General features: G+C 65.9%; 12 protein-coding genes. 3 read left to right on the top strand and 9 right to left on the bottom strand.

What is annotated here, in order from left to right:
- Positions 1–131: 131 nt before the first annotated feature.
- The gene (gene glnA, locus VVR41_RS03960) at positions 132–1,568 is read right to left on the bottom strand and encodes a type I glutamate--ammonia ligase (RefSeq protein ID WP_321101918.1); all 1,437 of its coding nucleotides are present in this window, start codon (positions 1,566–1,568) and stop codon (positions 132–134) included.
- Between the two features lie 138 nt (positions 1,569–1,706).
- Here glnA and VVR41_RS03955 point away from each other — a divergent pair, with 138 nt between their 5' ends.
- Positions 1,707–2,183, top strand: coding sequence for an RDD family protein (locus tag VVR41_RS03955; RefSeq protein ID WP_321101920.1), 477 nt, complete (start codon positions 1,707–1,709; stop codon positions 2,181–2,183).
- 76 nt (positions 2,184–2,259) lie between these two features.
- Here the strand turns inward: VVR41_RS03955 and VVR41_RS03950 are convergent, their stop codons facing one another.
- The 3 genes from VVR41_RS03950 to VVR41_RS03940 form a co-directional block, all read right to left on the bottom strand.
- Positions 2,260–3,078 (bottom strand): DUF4191 domain-containing protein, encoded by an 819-nt coding sequence (locus VVR41_RS03950; RefSeq protein WP_368523681.1) that lies wholly within the window; start codon positions 3,076–3,078, stop codon positions 2,260–2,262.
- Between the two features lie 81 nt (positions 3,079–3,159).
- Complete coding sequence (locus VVR41_RS03945) at positions 3,160–4,089, bottom strand: MaoC family dehydratase (protein WP_368523680.1); 930 nt, start codon at positions 4,087–4,089, stop codon at positions 3,160–3,162.
- Between the two features lie 5 nt (positions 4,090–4,094).
- The gene (locus VVR41_RS03940) at positions 4,095–5,435 is read right to left on the bottom strand and encodes a 3-oxoacyl-ACP reductase (RefSeq protein WP_368523679.1); all 1,341 of its coding nucleotides are present in this window, start codon (positions 5,433–5,435) and stop codon (positions 4,095–4,097) included.
- Between the two features lie 271 nt (positions 5,436–5,706).
- On the opposite strand from VVR41_RS03940, the gene VVR41_RS03935 reads away from it, so the two are divergent.
- Entirely contained in the window at positions 5,707–7,002 is a 1,296-nt protein-coding gene (locus tag VVR41_RS03935; protein ID WP_368523678.1) for an acetyl-CoA C-acetyltransferase, read from the top strand.
- Positions 7,003–7,063: 61 nt separating this feature from the next.
- Positions 7,064–9,163, top strand: a complete 2,100-nt coding sequence (locus VVR41_RS03930) for an acyl-CoA dehydrogenase family protein (protein WP_368523677.1) — start codon at positions 7,064–7,066, stop codon at positions 9,161–9,163.
- A gap of 98 nt (positions 9,164–9,261) precedes the next feature.
- Here VVR41_RS03930 and lipA read toward each other — a convergent pair whose 3' ends face one another.
- The 5 genes from lipA to gcvP form a co-directional block, all read right to left on the bottom strand.
- The gene (lipA, locus tag VVR41_RS03925; protein ID WP_368523676.1) at positions 9,262–10,305 is read right to left on the bottom strand and encodes a lipoyl synthase; all 1,044 of its coding nucleotides are present in this window, start codon (positions 10,303–10,305) and stop codon (positions 9,262–9,264) included.
- 76 nt (positions 10,306–10,381) lie between these two features.
- Positions 10,382–11,170, bottom strand: coding sequence for a lipoyl(octanoyl) transferase LipB (lipB, locus tag VVR41_RS03920; RefSeq protein WP_368523675.1), 789 nt, complete (start codon positions 11,168–11,170; stop codon positions 10,382–10,384).
- A gap of 21 nt (positions 11,171–11,191) precedes the next feature.
- Positions 11,192–11,578 carry a glycine cleavage system protein GcvH gene (gene gcvH, locus VVR41_RS03915; protein WP_368523674.1) on the bottom strand — a complete coding sequence of 129 codons (387 nt, stop codon included), beginning with the start codon at positions 11,576–11,578 and terminating at the stop codon, positions 11,192–11,194.
- A gap of 2 nt (positions 11,579–11,580) precedes the next feature.
- Complete coding sequence (gene gcvT / locus VVR41_RS03910; protein WP_368523673.1) at positions 11,581–12,648, bottom strand: glycine cleavage system aminomethyltransferase GcvT; 1,068 nt, start codon at positions 12,646–12,648, stop codon at positions 11,581–11,583.
- A gap of 13 nt (positions 12,649–12,661) precedes the next feature.
- Positions 12,662–15,550 (bottom strand): aminomethyl-transferring glycine dehydrogenase, encoded by a 2,889-nt coding sequence (gcvP, locus tag VVR41_RS03905; RefSeq protein WP_368523709.1) that lies wholly within the window; start codon positions 15,548–15,550, stop codon positions 12,662–12,664.
- Positions 15,551–15,748 lie beyond the last annotated feature (198 nt).

The raw sequence follows: 15,748 nt of genomic DNA, 5'->3' as shown, positions 1-15,748 counted from the left end.
TGTGGCTCTACCGGCTCTACCGGCTCTACCGGGTGCACCGGCACCGTGTGCAAACACAGCACCCCCTCTCCCTCCGAAGGTGGAGGGGAGAGGGGTGCTGGTGCTATGGGGCGTCGAAAAGCGAGGAGCTCCTAGCAGTCGTAGTACATCTCGAACTCGAGCGGCGTCGGGCGCAGGCGCGACGGGGCGATCTCGTTGTCGTACTTGAGCTTGATGTAGGTGGAGATGAGGTCTTCGGTGAAGACGTCGCCCTCGGTGAGGAAGTCGTGGTCGGCCTCGAGCGCGCGGATCGCGTCCTCGAGCGAGGTCGGTGCCTGAGGGATCTCCTTGGCCTCCTCCGGCGGAAGCTCGTAGAGGTCCTTGTCCACAGGCGCGTGCGGCTCGATGCGGTTCTTGATGCCGTCGATGCCGGCGAGCATCATCGCAGCGAAGCCGAGGTACGGGTTGCCCGAGGGGTCCGGTGCGCGGAACTCGATGCGCTTCGCCTTGGCGTTGGATCCCGTGATCGGGATGCGGATCGCCGCAGAGCGGTTGCGCTGGGAGTAGACCAGGTTGATCGGGGCCTCGAAGCCCGGAACCAGGCGGTGGTAGGAGTTCAGCGTCGGGTTGGTGAACGCCAGCACGGCGCCAGCGTGCTCGAGGATGCCGCCGATGTAGTAGCGGGCAATGTCGGACAGCCCGCCGTAGCCGGACTCGTCGTAGAACAGCGGCTTGCCGTCCTTCCACAGCGACTGGTGGGCGTGCATGCCCGAGCCGTTGTCGCCGGCGAGCGGCTTCGGCATGAAGGTGGCCGTTTTGCCGAACTCGGTGGCGGTGTTCTTCACGATGTACTTGAAGTCCTGCAGGTCATCTGCAGCGTGCAGCATCGTGTTGAACTTGTAGTTGATCTCCTGCTGGCCGCCGTTGCCCACCTCGCGGTGGAAACGCTCGATGTCGAAGCCGGAGGCGACGAGGTTGTGCACCATCGCGTCGCGGATGTCCACGGTCTTGTCGTACGGCGGGACGGGGAAGTAGCCGCCCTTGACGCGGTTCTTGTAGCCCAGGTTCGGGGAGCCGTCGAGCTCGGTCTCGCGGCCGCGGTTCCACCAGCCTTCCTCGGACTCGATCTCGTAGGAGGCCCTGTGGTCGTCCGCCTGGTAGCGGATGGAGTCGAACAGGTAGAACTCGGCCTCGGCACCGAAGAAGCAGGTGTCGGCGATGCCGGTGGAGGTGAGGTACTCCTCGGCCTTACGTGCGACATTGCGCGGGTCGCGGGAGAAGGCTTCGTGGGTGAACGGGTCGTTGACGAAGAACTTCACGTTCAGAGTCTTCGAGGCGCGGAACGGGTCGAGCTTCGCGGTCGCAAGGTCCGGCATGAGCGTCATGTCGGACTCTTCGATGGTGGTGAAACCGCGGATGGAGGAACCGTCAAAGGCGAGGCCCTCCTCCGCGACGTCTTCATCGAACATGGAGGCCGGGATAGAGAAGTGGTGCTCGGTTCCGGGGACGTCGGTGAAGCGAACGTCGACGAATTCGACCTTTTCGTCCTGGATGAACTTCTGTACGTCCCCGATATTCTCGAAGGCCACGGTGAATCTCCCTCAGTTGGTGATTGGACACGATCAGTCTACAGGTGCCCCCTGCGTGCTAAAGCCATGCTCGCCCCTATGACGGACATGTGCCAATGGGATTCTTTCGGGCTGGGCCGGTTCAGTAGGGTTGAGGCCATGTCAAGTACGAATCGAAGCTGGCGCAGCGGCCCCGAGCTGCCGAATCAGTTCTCTCCCGACGACGCTTTCCCCGAGTATCCGGGGGCCAACTACGGCATGCCTCGCGAGGGATCCGGAGCCCAGGCAAGCGTTGCCCGACGCATGGGGGCAGTGGCGATCGACTGGGCAATGTGCTGGATTGTGGCGGGTTTCACCACGATGTTCACCACAGCGCTCGGCGACACGGCCACCTTGACCCTCATTTTGTGGGTGATCCTCGGGATTATCGGCGGCTGGTTGTTCGCCCGCACCCCGGGCATGGCGCTGCTGGGCATGGGCGTGGCCCGCCTGGACGAGCCGGGGCAGCGCGTCGGTCTGTGGCGCGCCGCAGTACGCACCGTGCTGACCATGTTCATCCTTCCCGCAGCGCTTGTCGACGCCAACGGGCGCGGCATGCACGACCGAGCAACCGGCTCCACCGTCATCCGCTCTTAATCGGAAACGACTCAGGCGCCGTCCCGGAGAAGGTAACGGCGCCTGAGTCGTTTTTCGAAGGGCTACGGCCAGCGGCTTACTTGCCCTTGCGCTCCTGCATGCGGCGCATCTTGCGGTTCATGCCCGACATGGCCTGAGCCTGCTTCGGCAGCGGGCCACCCGGCAGGCCGGCGGGGCGGTTGGCCGCACGGTTTTCCATGGCTTCGAGCTTAGCGGACATGGCGTAGACGTCGTCCTTCTGAAAGTCCTTCGGCATCTTGAGCAGGGTCTTCTGCAGGTCGCGGACCTGGGTCTGGCCCTCGCCGTCACCGATGTAGATCTCGCGCACCGGCACGCCCGCCAGCAGGCGGTCGACGCGCTTGGCCTCGCGCTCCATGAGCTTCTTCAGCCGGCCCTGGTTGCCCTCGCCGACGAGGATCACGCCGGGGTTGCCCACGACGCGGTGGACGACATCCATCTGCGGGGTCGCGGCGACCGAGGTGGTGGTGATCCACGCAATGCCCATGGTGTTGCGCATGTTCTCCAGCGTCCACGCGGCCGCGCCGGGCTGGTTGCCCACCTCTTCGTACATCGAGGCTTCCAGGCGGCGGCTAAACACCCACATCGCCAGGACAAGGCCGAGCAGGATGCCGAGGACGAGCATGAACCACTGTCCGGCCCAGAGCAGGCCGATCAAGAAGAACAGAAGTGCCACACCGACGATGCACAGCAGCATGAGCGGAATGAGCTTGCTGTCGCGCTTGCGCTGCATGTTGAATGCCTGGCGCATCTGCGAGAAGTTGTTCTTGCGCTGGGCCCGTTTGGCCTCGCGCTCCTGCTTTTTCACGGCCTTGTTGGCCGCCTTGTTCTGTGCGCGGTCTTTCGCGCGGTCACGCGCGCCCTTCGAATCAGCCATGGGCTCCACCTTATTGCACGCCGCGGACAAGCAAAAAGCGGCGCGGGCGTAGGCCCGCACCGCTGCCGTGCGCTGAGTTCTCTACGAGAGGAACTCAACCTCGGCGTTGAGGTGCAGCTTCTCTGGCTTCGAGGCGCTGCGCAGCTGCAGGTTGGTCGTCGCCGTGTCGGCGTACAGTGCCCACGCGGCGATGCGGGCGGGCACGATGACGGGCTTATGGAACTCAACGGTGTACCGCAGCGGTCTGTCGAGTGTCCCCTCGAGCAACCGCAGGACGGTGGCGGCGGACAGCATTCCGTGGGCGATAACGCCGGGGAAGCCGAACGCCTTTGCTCCGAGGTTCGACGTGTGGATCGGGTTCGAGTCCCCGGAGGCCGCGACGTAGGCGCGCACGGTGTCGCGGCTGAGGACCCACTGGGCGTTCGCGGCGACCCCGGGCACCTCGAGCGCCTCGGCCTGAGTGAGCGGACGGGCGTGGTCCACACCCCGGGTGGCAAGCGCGACGGGCGCGGTTTTGGCAAAAGAGGCGCCTTGCCCCAGCATCGTCGCCCTCTGGGTCCACACTGGCCCGCACGAGCCGTCCGCGGTGACCTCGGTGATGATGTCCACCAGCAGGCCCCTGCGGTGCGGGCGCAGGTTTTCGGCGTGTGCGCGGAAGGTGAACGCTTCGTCGATACGCGCGGCGCGCGTCTGCGTGAGCTCGTTGGCCACGTGCACGCTACCGACGGGAGCGAAGGGGAAGTCCGCGCGGCTCATCAGCTCCATGGTGAGGGGGAAGCCGAGCACGAAGAAGTAGGTCGGCGGGAGGCTGTTGCCGTAGCGCAGGCTCGTCGCGCGGGTGTAGTCCGCCAGGGCCGCCGGGTCGATGGTCACACCGGTGACTTCGATGCGGGAGGTTGGATCGGCGTCGGCGACGTGTCTCGTCCCGATGCCGGGGACCATGCCCGCGACAATCCGGCGCATCACGGCACTTAAGTCGGGGATGGACGGCAAGGTTTCGTAGGTGCTCATGGCGCTTACGCTCCCAGGATGCTCTGGCCGCACACGCGGACGGTGTTGCCGTTGACGGCGGTGGAGGAGGTGGCCGCGAAGTAGGCGACGGCCTCGGCGACGTCGACGGGCTTGCCGCCCTGCTGCAGCGAATTGATGCGGCGGCCGACTTCGCGGGGCCCGGTCGGCATCGCGGCGGTCATGTCTGTCTCGATGAAGCCGGGGGCGACGGCGTTGATGTTGCCGCCGAGGGACGCGAGGCGGTCGGCGAGGGCGTCGACAAGCCCCACGATCCCGGCCTTGGTGGTGCCGTAGTTAGTCTGGCCGCGGTTGCCTGCGATGCCGGAGGTAGACGACACTCCCACGATGGCGGGTTTCTCGCCGAGTGCGTCGAGCTCGATGAGGCGCTCGGTGATGCGCACCGGTGCCACGAGGTTGATGTCTTGCACAATGTTCCAGCGTGACTCGTCCATGTTGGCGAGCAACTTGTCGCGGGTGACCCCGGCGTTGTGGACGACGACGTCGACTTCGCGCCCGTAGCGCTGCTGGGCGTGCTCCGCGATCGCCTCGGCGGCCTTAGGATCGGTCACGTCGAGCGGCAGCGCGGTGCCCTTGACCTTGTTAGCGGTGGCGGCGAGGCCTTCGCCAGCCTGCGGAATGTCGACGCAGATGACCTGTGCTCCGTCGCGGGCGAGGGTTTCGGCGATGACAGCGCCGATGCCTCGGGCCGCGCCGGTCACCACGGCGAGGCGGCCTGCCAGCGGGTGCTCCCAGTCAGCGGGGGTGTCGGCGTCGGAGCCGGTAACGCGGATCACCTGGCCGTCGACGTAGGCGGACTTGCCAGAGAGTAGGAAACGCAGGGTGGACTCGAGGGGCTGAATGGACGAAGGGTCGATCGCCGGATCGACGTAGACCAGCTGCACGGTGCCCGCCTTGCGCATCTCCTTTGCCAGGGAGCGGGTGAAGCCTTCCAGAGCGCGGGCGGCGATGCGGGCGTCGGGCGTGGAGGCGTCGACAAGCTCGGGCGTGGTGCCGATGACCACGATCCGGGCGTTGTCAGTGAGCTTGCGCATCTGGGGCTGGAAAAAGCCGAACAGCTCGTTGAGCTGCTCCGGTGCGGTGATGCCGGTGGCGTCGAACACGACGCCCGCGCGCGGGGTATCGGCCGCTGCTTGAATCAGTGTGTAGGGCCCGTCGAGGGCCGAGGCGAGAGCTTCCATCAGTCGCCCGGAGCCGTCGACGACAACGGGGCCGTGGAGGAGCGGCTTGCCGGGTGTGTGGCGGCGCAGGGGATAGCCCTGGGGGATCCCCGCCTTGGCTGCCAACGGGGAGTTGATGAGTTTTTCTGCGACGCTTTTCCTTGCCACGGCTGTGCTCCTGTTCGTGATTGTCGGGTGGATGTCTCTCAAGTGTGCCGTCCCGGCGGAAAGGGGACAACGTACTAGTGGTGTTTAAGGCTACACTTTAGTAGCATTGGTGATGTAGATTACAATACAGCGTTAACTGTAACGTGGGGTACATCTCACCGCCATCGCTCCACACTGACCCGAAGAGGAGCAGGACAAGCCCGTACCGTAGATCCGCCGGAGTTAACAACCGCACCCACCTTCCACCGCATGACAAAGTGAGGAAACGACCGTGAACCAGCCCCGTAAAGCAGCCATCCTCGGTGGCAACCGCATCCCGTTCGCGCGGTCCAACAAGGAGTACGCACACGCTTCCAACCAGGATATGCTCACCGCAGCCATCGACGGCCTCGTCGCCCGCTTCGGGCTGCAGGACGAAGAACTAGGCCAGGTTGTCGGCGGGGCAGTGCTCAAGCACTCGCGCGACTTCAACCTCGTCCGCGAGTCCGTGATCGGTTCCGCGCTCGCCCCGACCACCCCCGCCTTCGACGTGCAGCACGCCTGCGGCACCAGCCTCACCTCCGCGATCCAGGTTGCCGACGCGATCGCTCTCGGCCGCATCGAGTCCGGCATTGCCTGCGGCACCGACACGACCTCCGACGCCCCGCTCGCGGTCAACGACGAGCTGCGCACGACCCTGATCCAGGCCGCCAATGCGAAGAAGCCCTTGGACAAGCTCAAGCTTGTGGGCTCCATCCGCCCGAGCCAGCTCGCCCCCGAGCAGCCGCGCAACGGCGAGCCGCGCACGGGGTTGTCCATGGGCGAGCACGCCGCGATCACCGCCCGCGAGTTCGGAATTACGCGCGAGGCTCAAGACGAGCTCGCCGCGGCGTCGCACCGCAACCTCGCCCAGGCATACGACGAGGGCTTTTTCACCGACCTCGTCACCCCGTTCCTCGGAGTCCAGCGCGACACGAACCTGCGCCCGGACACAAGCGTGGAGAAGCTCGGTCAGCTCAAGCCGGTCTTTGGCAAGCGCGACGCCATCCAGCACGGCGCAGCCGCGACTATGACGGCGGGTAACTCCACTCCGCTCACCGACGGCGCCGCGGCCGTCCTCCTCGGCTCCGAAGAATGGGGCCGCGACCACGGGCTCGAGGTACAGGCGTGGATCGTAGATTCCGAGATCACCGCCGTCGACTTCGTCAGCGGGGAGGATGGACTGCTCATGGCGCCCACCTACGCCGTGCCGCGACTGCTTGAGCGCAACGGCCTGAGCCTGCAGGACTTCGACTTCTACGAGATCCATGAGGCGTTCGCCTCCCAGGTGCTGGCAACACTTGCCGCGTGGGAGTCCGAGGAATATTGCCGCGAGCGCCTTGGCCTCGACGGGGCGTTGGGCGCTATCGACCGCTCCAAGCTCAACGTGAAGGGATCCTCACTCGCCGCAGGCCACCCCTTCGCCGCAACGGGTGCCCGCATCCTCGCGACGGCCGCCAAGACCCTCGTCGACAACGGCGGCGGGCGCACCCTCATCTCCGTCTGCGCCGCAGGCGGCCAGGGTGTTGTCGCCATCATCGAGCGATAACTGCCAGAGCCGTAACAACCCCGAACGTCACCAACCTGAGTCACTAGAAAGGAAACCGCGCATGTCTACCCCGTCCCGGAACCAGATCCCCGCAGTTGACACCGCCCTCGAGGTCCGCGACCCCCGCGAAGGGGTAGCGAGCGCGACTGTGACGAGCGACGCCGCACCGGAGAAAAACCAGCCGGCCGTCCTGCCGACAACCCCCGATCCCACCGCGGTAGAAGGTCTCGCCGCCGTTCTCGATGGCAACTACAAGGAACTGAAAGACTCCCTTCGGCCATTGCTGAACGATCCCGACTTCCTTCCAAAGATCGACGGAACGCTCGACGAGATCCGCGCGGACAACCTCGACAACGTCCGCCGCATCACCGAAGGCGGCAGCATTGAGGATTCCTTCTCTCCGCTCAACGGCGGCAAGGGCAAGGTCGCGGCCGGTGTGTCCTCGTTGGAACTGATCGCCCAGATCAACAACTCTGCCTGCATCAAGACGGGCGTGCAGTTCGGGCTGTGGGGTGGTGTCATCGACGCCCTCGGCACCGAGCGCCACATCGAGTACGCCCGCGGCGCGATGGATCTGAGCAAGCTGGGGTGCTTCGCCATGACCGAAATCGGCCACGGCTCCAACGTTCAACAGATCGAAACGACGGCCACCTACGACCCGGAGACCCAGGAGTTCATCATCAACTCCCCGACACCGGGCTCGAAGAAGGCCTACATCGGCAACGCCGCACGCGACGGGCGCTGGGCGGCCGTGTTCGCGCAGCTCTACACCCCGGACTCGGCTGATTCGAAGGGAGTGCACTGCTTCATCGTGCGCATCCGCGAGGAAGACGGCACCCCGGCTGCGGGCGTGACCCCCTCCGACCATGGGCACAAGGGAGGCCTGCTCGGCGTGGACAACGGCATGCTCATGTTCGACCACGTCCGCATCCCGCGCGAGAACCTGCTCAACCGCTTCGCCGACGTCGCTCCTGACGGCACGTACTCCTCGCCGATCGACTCAAAGAACCGCCGCTTCTTCACCATGCTGGCCACCCTCGTGCGTGGGCGCCTCGGCGTGGGGGCTTCGGCTGCCGGCGCGGCCCGCGCCGGGCTGGCCATCGCGGTGAAGTACGCGACCATCCGCCGCCAGTTCGAGGCCGGGACAGAAGGCGAGGAGTCGCGGCTGATCGACTACCGCCAGCACCGCCGCCGCCTGCTGATCCCTCTCGCGCGCGCCTATGCGCTGGCGGTGTTCCAGAACAAGCTGCTCGACCGCTTCCAGGAACAGACCGACGCCATCATCTCCGGCGCGTGGGACCCCTCGAACCCGACGGATGAGCAGGACCGCGCCGGGCGCGAGATGGAGACGCTTGCCGCGATCTTCAAGGCAACTGCTGCAACGCACGCCAATCGGACCCTGCAGGAGTGCCGTGAGGCCTGCGGTGGCGCAGGCTACATGGCTGAGAACCTGCTGACAACGTTCCGTTCCGATGTCGACATCTTCACCACCTTCGAGGGCGACGACACGATCATGCGCCAGTTGGTGGGCAAGAACCTGCTCACGGCCTACGGCAAGGAAGTCTCCGAAATGTCGCCGTTCGGCATGGCACGCTTCTTCGCCTCGAATGTCGGCGACATTCTCAAGCGCCGCTCCGGCATCGCCGCGGGCGTGCAGTCCCTCCAGGATCTGATGAACGGCACTGGGTCGCTCTTCGAGGCGGAGACACAGCTGCGCGTCATCCAGACCCGGGAGGAGCAAGTGCTCACTTCGCTGGTCCGCCGCGTGCAGGTGGCCCGCAAGATGGAGCGCGCCGAGGCAGCGAAGGTCATCGACCGGGCGCAGGACCACCTGTTGGCGGCGGCCGTCGCCTACGGCGACCGCATGATGGTCCAGGCGATGCTCGAGGCGGAGGCGACAATCCCCGAGGGATCGCCGGCCCGCGCCGTCTTCGAGCAGCTGCGCCACCTGTTCGTCTTCGACACCATCACCACCCACGCCGGGTGGTACCAGGAGCACAACGTGCTGCCGTCCGGCCGCGTCAGGGCCGCCAAGGCAGCGGTTAACGACCTGGTGGATTCGCTCGGACCGTGGGCTGAAGTGCTTGTCGACGCCTTCCAGATCCCGCAGGTCGTCCTCGACCGGCCCATGATGGTCAACGGCGGAACCGACCTGAGCTAGCCAATCGACACGCGAGACGCCCCGCCTTCCCCGTGCACATGCAGGGAGGAAAGGCGGGGCGTTGCGCGCCTAGCGCAATTGGCGCTGTGGGCGCGTGTTTAGTGCGTGGTAACCGGGGTTTCCTGGGACGGGCCGTACTTGTCCAGAAGGGTCGCGGCCTCCTGGGCGGTGTCGCCCTGGGAGGTATCGGCCAGGTGCTTCAGGTTCTCCGGCAGCTCGCGGCCGCGGTGCGCCATCGCCTCGACATAGAGCTTGCCGGCGCGGTAGGACGAGCGCACCAGCGGGCCGGACATGACCGCGCCGAAGCCCATCTCGTATGCGGCGTCGCGGTACTCGATGAACTCTTCCGGCTTCACCCAGCGCTCGATCGGGTGGAACTGCGGGCCGGGGCGGAGGTACTGAGTGATCGTGACGATGTCGGTACCGGCGTCCGCCATGTCGCGCAGTGCGTCCATGACCTCCTCGCGGGTCTCACCCATGCCGAGGATGAGGTTCGATTTGGTGATCAGGCCGAAATCGCGCGCCTGGCGGATGACGTCCAGGGAGCGGTCGTAACGGAACGCGGGGCGGATGCGGCGGAAGATGCGCGGCACCGTCTCGAGGTTGTGGGCGAAGACCTCCGGGCGCGCCTCGAAGACCTGCTGGAGCAGGTCGGGCTTGCCGGAGAAGTCCGGGGTGAGGTTCTCCACACCGGTGTGCGGGTTGAGCTCGTGAATCTTGCGCACAACCTCGGCGTAGAGCCAGGCGCCCTCATCATCGAGGTCGTCGCGGGTCACACCGGTGATGGTGGAGTAGTTGAGGTTCATCTCGCGGACCGACTCGGCCACGCGCAGCGGCTCACCGCGATCCAGGGGCTCCGGCTTTGCAGAGTTGATCTGGCAGAAGTCGCAGCGGCGAGAGCAGTTCGCACCGCCGATGAGGAAGGTTGCCTCGCGGGACTCCCAACACTCGTGGATGTTCGGGCAGCCCGCCTCCTGGCACACGGTGTGAAGGGAAGCACCCTTCACCTTGTTCTTCATGTCCTCGTACTCGGGCCCCGTCTTCACGGAGTTGCGGATCCACCGGGGTTTTTGCTCAATCGGTGTCTGCGAGTTGCGCATTTCTACGCGGAGGAGCTTTCGGCCTTCTGGTGCAACAGTCACGACCTCTACCGTAGTGCGCGTGTCAAGAGCGTGTCTATGGGGGTGGGCTGTTGGACAGCCCTGCCCCCATATCTGCTTATCCGCGCGGGACGTCTGACCGACGCAGCCCCTTGGAGGGGTTGGGGGCGGAGCCGAAGGTGTGGTCGGAGACCGCGAGCTCGCCGGCGAGGGCGCGCTTGAGGGCGTCGACAAGCGGTGCAACAAGCTCCGTGGTGTCGACCCGGCGGCCGAGCTCGAGGCTCATCGATGTGACGTCGGCGTCGTCGATGCCGCATGCGATGATGTGCTCGTACGCCTCCAAGGTATTGCAGCAGTTCAGCGCCAGACCGTGCATGGTCACGCCACGGGTGACGCGGATGCCAAGAGCCGCAATCTTGCGGTCGCGCGTCGCGGCGGCGGGATCCTTCGCAGCCGTGGCGGCCGGCACCCACACCCCGGAGCGACCGTCGATGCGCCCAGCGGTGGTGACCCCGGCCTCGCGAACCGCGGCGATGATGGCCTCTTCCAGGCGGCGGACGTAGTCCACCACGTCGACCGGCTCGGCGAGTTTGATGATGGGGTAGACAACGAGCTGCCCCTCGCCGTGCCAGGTGATGCGGCCGCCGCGGTCGACCTGGATGACAGGGGAGCCGTCGGTGGGCATATCCGACTCCTGGGTCCGCTTGCCCGCGGTGTAGGTGTACGGGTGCTCGAGGACGAGGAGAGTGTCACCAATCTCATCGCGGCCGCGCTTCGCGGCAAGATCCGCCTGCAGCTTCCACGTCTCCGCATAGTCGACAAGCCCCAGGTCGCGCACGTCGAGCGGCGCGTCTGAGGCTCGGATTGACTTGTCGGCAGGGAAGAACGGATCGCGTGGGGCAGTCATACCCCACACATTAGTACCCGCTTAAATGCCGTTCTGCTCGGCGTACTCCGTGGCTGTCAGCAGCGGGCCGACCTCGGAAACCTCGACCTCGAACAGCCACCCCTCGCCGAAGGGGTCGTTGTTGATGAGCTCAAAGTTGCCGTCGATGGCGTCATTGATGGCGGTGACAGTGCCAGAGACGGGGGCAAAGAGATCAGAGACGGACTTAGTGGACTCGACCTCACCACAGGTCTCACCAGCGGTGACCTGTTCACCGACCTGCGGCAGCTCGGCGAAGACAACCTCGCCGAGGCGGTCGGCGGCGACGTTGGTGATACCCACGCGCACCGTGGAGCCCACAGCCTTTTCGGGGGTGGAGTTGATCCATTCGTGGTCCTCGGAGTAGTAGAAATCCTGCTGCAGAGCCATGGTTAGCTGTCCTTTCGCTTGTAGAAGGGTGTCTCACTGATAGTAAACGGATAACGCCGCCCGCGGATATCAATCTCCACCTCAGTTCCCACCTCTGCGCGGCTCGGATCGAGGTGAGCCAGCGCCACAGGGTGGCCCAAGGTGGGGGAGGGCTGGCCGGAGGTGACGGTACCGATGCGCTCCTCGCCGATGTAGACCTCGGAGCCTTCGCGGGCGGCGCGGCGCTGCTCGGAGACAAGCCCGGCGATGACCACGGTTGCTTCGCGCCCGACAAGCGCGTCCTTGCCCACGAAGTCGGCTTCCTTGTTCGCGAATGCGCGGCCCATACCCGCCTCGACCGGAGTGATCTCGGCATTGAGCTCGTGGCCGTACAACGGCATGGCCGCTTCCAGACGCAGCGAGTCGCGTGCCGCCAAGCCGCACGGGGTGCCGCCGCCGATGACGGCGTCCCATACCTTCTGGGTATCCGCGGCGGCGGCGAAGAGCTCGAAGCCGTCTTCGCCGGTGTACCCGGTGCGTGCGACGATCACGTCGACACCATCGAGAGTCATCTCGGCGGCGCTGTAGTAGGCGAGATCGCCCGGGGAGCCGTCGACAAGCGGCTCGATCACCGCGAGCGCGCCGGGGCCCTGTACTGCGACCAGTCCGATGTCCTCGCTGCGGTTGCGCAGCTCGACATCGAAGCCGCCCGCGCGGGCCTCGAACGCGTCCCAGACGACGGTGGTGTTGGCAGCGTTCGGTACGACGAGGAAGCGGTCCTCGGCGAGGCGGTAGGTGATCAGGTCATCGAGGATGCCGCCGTTGTCGTCCACGATCATCGAGTACTTGGCTTTGCCGACCTTCAGCGGGGAGATTGCGGAGATCAGTGTGTAGTCCAAAAACGCCGCCGCGTCGGGGCCAGTGACCTCGATTTCTCCCATGTGGGAGAGGTCGAAGATTCCGACGCTGCCGCGCACCGCTCGGTGCTCCTCGAGCTCGGAACCGTACTTCAGGGGCATGGTCCAGCCGCCGAAGTCCGTAAACGAGGCACCGAGCTTTTCGTGCGTTGCCTGCAATGGTGATTGGGGCATGATGTCTCCTTGTCTACTTCGAGTTCTCTTCTGTGGCAGTGACGTCGATGTCCTCGACGGCGTCTGGTGCGATGTCGAACGCCTCCGGCGGCGGGCAGGCGCAGACGAGGTTGCGGTCGCCGTAGACCTCGTCGATGCGGCGCACCGGAGGGAAGTACTTGCCGTGGATCAGACCGTCGACCGGGTAGGCCGCCTGCTCCCGGCTGAACTCGTACGGCCACTCGGAGCGGGTCACGCTGTAGGCGGTGTAGGGGGCGTTGTGGATGACAGACTTGTCGTACTCGATCTTCCCGTCCGCGATCTCCTGGATCTCGGCGCGGATGGAGCGCATTGCCTCGACGAAGCGCTTCAACTCCGCCAAGTCCTCCGACTCGGTCGGTTCGACCATGAGGGTTCCAGCGACCGGGAACGCGAGCGTGGGGGCGTGGAAGCCGTAGTCGACGAGGCGCTTCGCCACGTCGGTGGCGGTCACCCCGCTTTCCTTCGCAATGCCGTTGAGGTCGAAGATGCACTCGTGGCCGACCAGGCCGTTTTCGCCGGTGTAGAGCACCGGGAAGGAATCCCGCAGCTCGTGGGCGAGGTAGTTCGCCCCCAGCACCGCGTGCTCGGTGGCGGATTTCAGTCCCTCGGCACCGCTCATCGCGATGTACGCCCACGAAATCGGCAGCACGCCCGCGGAGCCGTAGGTGGTCGAAGAAATCGGCACTCCTTCGCCCTCGGGGGCCTGCTCGCCTGCATCCTCGCGGGAGACCTGTGGGTCGGCGGGCAGGAAGGGTACGAGGTGCTCAGCCACGCCGATCGGGCCCACACCCGGGCCTCCTCCGCCGTGCGGGATGGTGAACGTCTTGTGCAGGTTCAAGTGGCTGACATCGCCGCCGAAATCACCGGGTCGTGCGATGCCGGTGAGCGCGTTCATGTTGGCGCCGTCGATGTAGACCTGACCGCCGGCCGCGTGGACCTTGTCGGAGACCGTCTGCACCGTGTCCTCGTACACGCCGTGGGTCGACGGGTAGGTGAGCATGATCGCGGCAACGCGGTCGCCATGCTCCTCAAGTTTCGCGTCGAGGTCGGCCAGATCGATGGAGCCGTCGTCCGCTGTCTTGACCACGGCGACGCGCAGGTTCGCCAGGGTGGCCGAGGCGGCGTTGGTGCCGTGTGCCGAGGCAGGGATGAGGCAGATGTCGCGCTCGGTATCGCCGTTGGAGACGTGGTAGCGGCGAATGGTGAGCAGGCCCGCGAGCTCGCCCGTCGCCCCGGAGTTCGGCTGCAGAGATACGGCGGCGTAGCCGGTGAGCTCGACAAGCCAGTCGGTGAGCTCGCCAATGAGCTCGCGCCACCCGGCGGTGTACTCGTCCGGGGTGAACGGGTGGACGTTGGCAAAGCCCGGCCACGTAATCGCCTCCAACCCGGCGGTCGGGTTGAGTTTCATCGTGCACGAACCCAACGGGATCATCGTGCGGTCGAGCGCGAGATCTTTGTCGCCGAGTGTGCGGATGTAGCGCATCATCTGGGTCTCGGAGTGGATCGAGTTGAACACTTCGTGGGTGAGGAACTCGGTGGTGCGCTCCAGCTCGTGCGGTAGGCGGCTGTCCACCTTGGTGTCGTCGACGGTGCCGCCGAACGCGGACGCAAGCACCTCCACGTCGGTGTCCTCGGTGTCCTCGCCGAAGCTGACCACGACGGTGTCGGCCCCGATCGCGCGCACGAGGTAGCCCTGCTGGGCGAGCGAGCGTTTAATCTCCTCGGCGCGTCCGGGCACCTCGACGGCGACGGTGTCGAAGAAAGCGTCGTGTTTGACGGTGCCCTCGCCCGCGCTTATCGACGCCGCGAAGCGCACCGCCCGATCATGCACCGTGCGCGCAATCTCGGTCAGGCCTTGCGGGCCGTGGTAGACCGCGTACATCGACGCAGTCACAGCGAGCAGCGCCTGCGCGGTGCAGATGTTGGAGGTCGCGCGCTCGCGGCGGATGTGCTGCTCGCGGGTTTGCAGCGCGAGTCGGTAGGCGGGGTAGCCCTCGGCATCGACGGAGACGCCGACGAGGCGCCCCGGCATCTGGCGCTTGAGCTTTTCGGTCACCGCCATGTACGCGGCGTGCGGGCCGCCGTAGAACAGGGGAACGCCGAAGCGCTGGGTCGTGCCGATCGCGATATCTGCGCCGAGCTCGCCGGGCGATTCCAACAGCGTGAGCGCGAGGATGTCTGCGTCGAGGGCGACGAGGCCGCCGCGCTCGTGGATCGCGTTGATGATGGGGCGCGGGTCGACGATGTCGCCTTCCGTGCCCGGGTACGCCACGACGGCGCCGACGATGTCCTCGCCGACAACACCCTCGGCGAGGTTGACCACCTCGACCTCGAGGTCAATAGCGCGGGCGCGCTCAGCTGCGACGGCGATGACCTGGGGGTGGAGGCGGGCGTCGAGAAGCACTTTGCGGCCCTTGCGCACAGCGCGCGACATTAGGCCGATGGCCTCAGCGGTGGCCGAGGCTTCGTCGAGAAGCGATGCGTTCGCGATGTCGAGACCGGTGAGGTCTTGGACCATCGTCTGGAAGTTCAACAGGGCCTCGAGACGGCCCTGGGAAATCTCGGGCTGGTACGGGGTGTAGGCGGTGTACCAGCCGGCGTCTTCGACCACGCCGCGGCGGATGACCGGCGGGGTCAGAGTGGAGGAGAAGCCCTGGCCGTAGAACGCCTTGAGCACCGTGTTCTTCCCGGCGAGCTCGCGCAGGCGATTTTGCGCCTGCGCCTCGCTCAGCGGTGCAGGCAGCTCAATGGGCTGAGTGGCCTTAATCCCGGGAGGCATTGCCGCGGCGACGAGCACCTCAGCGCTGTCGTAACCCAGGGCGTCAAGCATCTCAGACTGTTCTGTGGCATCGGGTCCAATATGGCGGGAAATGTAATCCAAGACGTACTCCTTGCGTCGCGGGGACGGGTTCACACAAGCCAGTCTATTCAGCCGCCGGACATCTCGAGACAGATTTGCATTGTCGCTGCGTATCAGCGTCGTTTCAGGGCCGCAACCCGAGCGCAGCACCACCCCGGGAACGCAGCAAGCCCCGCGGCGCACGATGGCGCTGCGGGGCTTATACGGAGCTGCTCCTGG

This window comes from Corynebacterium sp. LK2510 (genome assembly GCF_040946405.1).
Taxonomy (GTDB): domain Bacteria; phylum Actinomycetota; class Actinomycetes; order Mycobacteriales; family Mycobacteriaceae; genus Corynebacterium.
Note: the sequence above shows the minus strand (reverse complement) of the source record. Positions and strands in the feature narration are given on the sequence as shown.

Coding starts and splice junctions, on each gene's coding strand:
- gcvH (WP_368523674.1), bottom strand. CDS start 11,578: ATGGCTCTGCAGCAGGATTTCTACTACTCCGAGGACCACGAATGGATC.
- lipB (WP_368523675.1), bottom strand. CDS start 11,170: ATGACTGCCCCACGCGATCCGTTCTTCCCTGCCGACAAGTCAATCCGA.
- gcvT (WP_368523673.1), bottom strand. CDS start 12,648: ATGCCCCAATCACCATTGCAGGCAACGCACGAAAAGCTCGGTGCCTCG.
- VVR41_RS03930 (WP_368523677.1), top strand. CDS start 7,064: ATGTCTACCCCGTCCCGGAACCAGATCCCCGCAGTTGACACCGCCCTC.
- VVR41_RS03955 (WP_321101920.1), top strand. CDS start 1,707: ATGTCAAGTACGAATCGAAGCTGGCGCAGCGGCCCCGAGCTGCCGAAT.
- VVR41_RS03945 (WP_368523680.1), bottom strand. CDS start 4,089: ATGAGCACCTACGAAACCTTGCCGTCCATCCCCGACTTAAGTGCCGTG.
- VVR41_RS03950 (WP_368523681.1), bottom strand. CDS start 3,078: ATGGCTGATTCGAAGGGCGCGCGTGACCGCGCGAAAGACCGCGCACAG.